Annotated in this window: 5 protein-coding genes and 1 pseudogene; 3 read left to right on the plus strand and 3 right to left on the minus strand. The window is 40.0% G+C overall.

Annotated elements, in window-relative coordinates; genetic code table 11:
* Positions 1–450 precede the first annotated feature (450 nt).
* Both ACC612_RS13100 and ACC612_RS13105 read left to right on the plus strand, forming a co-directional pair.
* Positions 451–834, plus strand: coding sequence for a hypothetical protein (locus tag ACC612_RS13100; RefSeq protein ID WP_371855025.1), 384 nt, complete (start codon positions 451–453; stop codon positions 832–834).
* A gap of 12 nt (positions 835–846) precedes the next feature.
* Positions 847–1,971, plus strand: a pseudogene (locus ACC612_RS13105) (APC family permease); the annotation flags it as partial.
* 91 nt (positions 1,972–2,062) lie between these two features.
* Here the strand turns inward: ACC612_RS13105 and ACC612_RS13110 are convergent.
* The 3 genes from ACC612_RS13110 to ACC612_RS13120 are packed head-to-tail and all read right to left on the minus strand — an operon-like array spanning position 2,063 to position 4,405.
* On the minus strand, positions 2,063–2,812 hold the full coding sequence (locus tag ACC612_RS13110; protein ID WP_371855026.1) for an ABC transporter permease: 750 nt from the start codon (positions 2,810–2,812) through the stop codon (positions 2,063–2,065).
* Between the two features lies 1 nt (position 2,813).
* Positions 2,814–3,800, minus strand: a complete 987-nt coding sequence (locus ACC612_RS13115) for an ATP-binding cassette domain-containing protein (RefSeq protein ID WP_371855027.1) — start codon at positions 3,798–3,800, stop codon at positions 2,814–2,816.
* A gap of 5 nt (positions 3,801–3,805) precedes the next feature.
* Entirely contained in the window at positions 3,806–4,405 is a 600-nt protein-coding gene (locus ACC612_RS13120) for a TetR/AcrR family transcriptional regulator (protein WP_371855028.1), read from the minus strand.
* A 155-nt stretch (positions 4,406–4,560) separates the two neighbouring features.
* On the opposite strand from ACC612_RS13120, the gene ACC612_RS13125 reads away from it, so the two are divergent.
* On the plus strand, positions 4,561–4,965 hold the full coding sequence (locus ACC612_RS13125; protein ID WP_371855029.1) for a hypothetical protein: 405 nt from the start codon (positions 4,561–4,563) through the stop codon (positions 4,963–4,965).
* Positions 4,966–5,138: the final 173 nt, after the last annotated feature.

Genomic DNA, 5,138 nt, shown 5'->3' on the forward strand with positions numbered 1-5,138 from the left:
GATATCGTAGAATCTTACATGAAATTATTAGAACTGTCAAATTGGTTTTCCTGACAAAAAAAGAAAATATTGGCTAAAAAAGAAGCCAATATCTTCATCAAGGAGTGAAAACTGTCAAACTTAGGTTGTAAAGGCATAACATATATTAATCACCATTGCTTTAGCAAAAATTTTCACTCAAGCCATTTCAATGGTTATTGATTTCAAAAAGACCGCTTCCACATTTTCGGATGTATCAACAATTAATTCTCTTCTTTCTGTTTTCTTTCTCTTCTTTAATCTATTTTTCTCCATTCGATTCTCTTTATTTACCTTGCGAAATGTATTTATATTGCCTTATTAACAATAAGAATCTATTTATACTATTTAGTCAGTAGTAACTTGCTGACTTCCGAGTACGTACGACAGAAGGTAGGTGGATACCGAAAATATAAATATGAGGTGTTTAGGTTGGATGATAAAAAAAGCAATCCACAGTCTGGGATCGACTGGGAGCATGGAGTTCAATGCAGCAAGGTCATTTGTGAGCCGCAGGAACTGGAAAGAACAATTGACTGGAAGCAGGGGCTTGCAATTGCATTGGGTGTTCCCTTATTAATACTGCCTTCAATTGGTTATCTTACTAGTTATGTATGGTCTTTTGCAATAGTTATCTGGGCCGCAACTATTTTATTAGGTTTCTTGCAGAACCTGGGATATGGAGAACTAGCAACTGTTTTTCCAAAAGCTGCAGGGTTGCCGGGTTATACTCAAACTGTTTTTGGTTCGTCTGCAAATAATGACAACAACAAAAAATATAAGGTTGGTAAATTCATAGGCGGCTTTAGTGCCTAGAGTTACTGGTTCGGCTGGAGTCCTGTGCTTGCTATATATGCTATTCTCATTTCCAGTTATCTGCACGGTCTTATTCCGGCTTTAGGTTCTGTTCCGGAAACTCTTCTTTCCTTGGTCGTTGGAGCGGTCATTTTTGGTTCACTTGCAATAATCAATTCCAAAGGGCTTAAAAATGGAGCAACTGCAGGTTTCATTCTTGCTTTGATATCACTAGTTCCATTGATGGTCATCACAATTGCACCATTCTTTACCGGTGATTTCCATATCTCAAACATTACCACTTCCTGGTTCCCCACAGACTGGAGCTGGGACATGGAACATATATTGATCCTCCTTGGCCTGTTCGCAATGGCTGAATGGAGTGCTGCAGCATGGGAAACTGCAGCAATATACGGTCCAGAATACAAAAAACCGAACACTGACACTCCAAAAGCGCTGTTCGTATGCGGTGCTATCTGCCTTGTTCTCTATGTGCTTGTACAGACTTCTGTCATAGGTACACTGGGAGTTGAGGGTGTTCTTGCAGATCCCATTTCTCCGATGCTTCCTCTTGCCAATCTCTCGTTGGGGCCTATTGGTGCCACTATTTCCATAATAATGCTGGTAGGTGCAATGCTTCTCATTATACAGACAGCTTTCTTATCTTCTGCGAGGTCCATATATTCGATGTCAGTTGAAGGGAATCTGCCTTCTGTGTTCAGCAAGTTGAACTCACACGGGCATCCCATGAATGCCATGATCGCAGATGCACTTTTTAATATGTGTCTGATCCTTCTCGGAACCCCCACTGCTATCCTGGCCGCTTCTGCTATCGGGTATATTTGTGCCAATGGCATCAGTCTCTATACATATGTAAAAGTGAGGAATGACCCTGAACTTTCAAAGCTAGAGAGACCATTCAAAGCTCCCCGCGGCTGGAAGCACGTATCATTTGTTGCTGCCATTCTGAACATTCCTTTCTTCCTGGTCGGTATCATATACCTCAACAGTCTTGAACTTGGTTGGAACACTACAGGAATAGGTTTTTTTGTCCTGTGTCTTTTTATTCCTTTGTGGTTCTATTCTCAACATGAGAACAAGCTGAGCATAAAAAGAGAGTTATTCTCCGAACCAGAGCCAGCTCCTGCAGAGGCTTAATTTAAACAACTACTGCCATGTTCCATAATAAATTTGGAAAAGGAACATGGCTCCAAATTTTATTATTCATGTTTAGTATGTCCTGTTGTTCTCAGATACTGATCTTGCGGAACAGGTAGGCTCCAAAGATCACCATGAATATTGTAAATCCTGTAAGTACTACAAAGCTAACTAATGGGTCTATCTGAGAAGTGCCCAGTAATCCGTATCTTATTCCTTCTACTCCATATGTAAGCGGATCCAGCATGGTCAGAGACCTTAGCCAAGATGGCAGACTATCTATGGGAAATAGTGCCCCGGAAAGTCCGAAGATCGGGAAAATTACAAAGTTCATTATGAGCTGAAAGCCATGCATGTCTTCCATTCTGGATGCAATGGCAATTCCAAATGCAGTGAAGGAAAGGCCTATCAATATCATAAATAAAATTGCCAAAGCAAATCCCGGGATGCTGGTAATCTTCAGTCCCAGGAATAACGAGATCACAAGTATAATGAGTCCCTGGATTAGAGAAGTCGTAGCTCCTCCTGCTGTTTGCCCAAGCATGATCTCCATTCTGGTCACAGGTGCGACTAATGTTTCTTTCAAGAATCCGAATTGTTTGTCCCATATTATCTGTATGCCTGAGAATACCGACGTGAACAGGACACTCATAGAAATGATACCTGGAATGATGAATCCTATATATCCGTGGCTCATACCAGGAAGGCTGACCACGGAATTAAGCCCAAAGCCCAGAACAAGCAAAAAGAATATGGGCATACCTAAACTGCCTACTATTCTGCTTTTGGAACGCAGGTAACGTTTTACACTTCTTAACCAGATAGTATATACAATGTCCATTTTATCTCCTCTGGGGCCTGTGCATCATACGCATACGGTCTTTAGTGCTGGCTTCTTCTTCTCTCATAGTCCTGCCTGTGTAATACAAAAAGACATCTTCAAGGGTTGGCTTATGGATAGAAATAGATTCGATCTCAATCCCATTCTCAGATGCAAGGTTTACAATCTCAACAACATGTTTTTCTGCATTCTGCAGGTTGATAGTAACAGAGCCATTGTGCACGTCCACATGTTTGACCCAGGAAAATGTTTTGATCGTAGAATGGAGTTTTTCTTGTTCTGAGGATATTATTTCGATAACATCCCCTCCTATACTTTCCTTAAGCCGTTCCGATGTGTCTAATGCGATGATCTTTCCCTTATCAATTATTGCTATCCGGTCACACAGCTTGTCTGCCTCTTCCATATAATGGGTGGTAAGGATTATTGTGATCCCTTTTTCCTTGTTCAGTTTGTCAATATAGTTCCAGAGATGGTTCCTTGTCTGGGGGTCAAGGCCAAGAGTTGGTTCATCCAGGAAGAGCACCCTAGGCTCATGCAACAGTCCTCTTGCTATTTCCAGACGCCTTCTCATTCCTCCGGAATACGTTTTTACGAGGTTGTCTTTTTTCTCTTCAAGTTCTACAAGCTTCAGAAGCTCTTTAATTCTATTCTCTCTTAATTCCTTTGGGATACGGTAAAGCCTGCCATGAAAATCCATATTTTCATAGGCAGTGAGTTCTTCATCAAGGCTCTGGTCTTGGAAAACAATACCAATGGATTTTCTAACATCATCTTCTTTTTTCAATATGTCAAAACAATTGACAGATGCTTTTCCGGAAGTTGGTTTGAGCATAGTTGAGAGCATGGACATGGTCGTTGTCTTACCTGCTCCATTTGGACCAAGTAAACCGAATACTTCTCCACTTTTTATACTAAATGAAATATGGTCTACAGCAACAAATCCGTTGAATTCCTTAGTTAGTTTTTCAACCTCTATAGCTAGCATTATAATCAATCTCCTATACCTTCAAATAACAGATCGATCTTTGCAGAGATGTCTCTTGAAAAAGAGAAATCTTTCTCCGATTTCAGCCACATCATTAAAGTGTGAAAATACACTGCATTTAGCGTTTCAGCTGCCATTCTTGTATCTGTATTTCTTACATCCCCTTTAGTTATCCCTTCTTCCAGTAAGTCCAGAAGCACTTTGATCAGACGGTAATGTGGGCTTCTCTCTTTATTGAGTTCAGGTCGTGAGATCTCTATGTATCTTTTATATTCCATGAACAGCAATTTTGTAAGATCTTTGTCCTTCTCGTAGCTTTCAGCCATTGCTACGAGGAATCTTTTGATCCTTTCCTTTGTAGGCAGATGGGTTAAAGCTTCTTCTTCTTTCAAGTCGTAGATCAAATCGGCTTTTTGCTCCGCAAAGTACAAAATAAGAGACTCTTTAGTCGGAAAATAATTGAAAAAAGTACCTTTAGCAATCCCGGCTTCTTTTGTAATCTCATCTATTGTAGTGTTTTCAAAGCCTTTTTCTTTGAACAATTTGCCCGATACTTCAAAGATCCTGTTCTTTGTCTCGATTTTCTTCTTTTCACGAAGGGACATTTTATCCTTCTTTATTCTGATTTCTCGAAATATGACTGCAGTCATAAATGACCAGGGTCATATTTAAAATATTCCATTGGAATTCACTGTGTCCAAAAAGTGAGTATTAGATACTCTTATCAGCTTTCAGCACCCATTTATAATGGGTGTTTATAATGGAACAAATAAAAATGTTCATGGATAAGTTGGACTGTAGGGACTTTAAGTCTTCAGATTTTGAGTTGCTTATCAAGGAGCTTGTTCAAGATGCAAGACTTGGAAAGGCCAAGGTAGAAAAGGATGACATTCAATGGTTGCACACATATCAATTTGCCCTGCAGCAATTTGAATTGAGTCTCAAAATGGCTCCTTCCACAGCTCATCAAGGGGATTGGAGGGAGGTTGCTGAAGATGTCTCCAAGGTGAAGCAGATGGTGGACGAGATGGAGCAGAAGAGAGTCATCTCTAATGTAGCTTGGAATGTGGGTGGATTGGCTATATTTACTATCCCTGATCCTGCTTACTACAGGGAATATGTTTACCGCGCTATTATCAATCACGTCAAGAAGCTATACATCTAGGCCCGTTTGCATTGAAAAGGTCTTCTCATTTTTATTCTTTTTCTTCATGAGGCCATCAAATTAGCTCCTTAGATTTCTATTCTAATTTGATGTACTTTTTTAGAATAGCCTTCCAAACGAATTCCTGAGTTTAACTTTATTTTGCAATTCAGTAAGTACCAATAGTTGATAAG

The sequence above is a fragment of the Methanomethylovorans sp. genome (assembly GCF_041447285.1).
Classification (GTDB): Archaea; Halobacteriota; Methanosarcinia; order Methanosarcinales; family Methanosarcinaceae; genus Methanomethylovorans.

What these genes read in the sequence shown, in the direction of transcription:
- ACC612_RS13110 (WP_371855026.1), bottom strand. Translation starts at nt 2,812, where the DNA reads ATGGACATTGTATATACTATCTGGTTAAGAAGTGTAAAACGTTACCTG.
- ACC612_RS13125 (WP_371855029.1), top strand. Translation starts at nt 4,561, where the DNA reads ATGGAACAAATAAAAATGTTCATGGATAAGTTGGACTGTAGGGACTTT.
- ACC612_RS13120 (WP_371855028.1), bottom strand. Translation starts at nt 4,405, where the DNA reads ATGTCCCTTCGTGAAAAGAAGAAAATCGAGACAAAGAACAGGATCTTT.
- ACC612_RS13115 (WP_371855027.1), bottom strand. Translation starts at nt 3,800, where the DNA reads ATGCTAGCTATAGAGGTTGAAAAACTAACTAAGGAATTCAACGGATTT.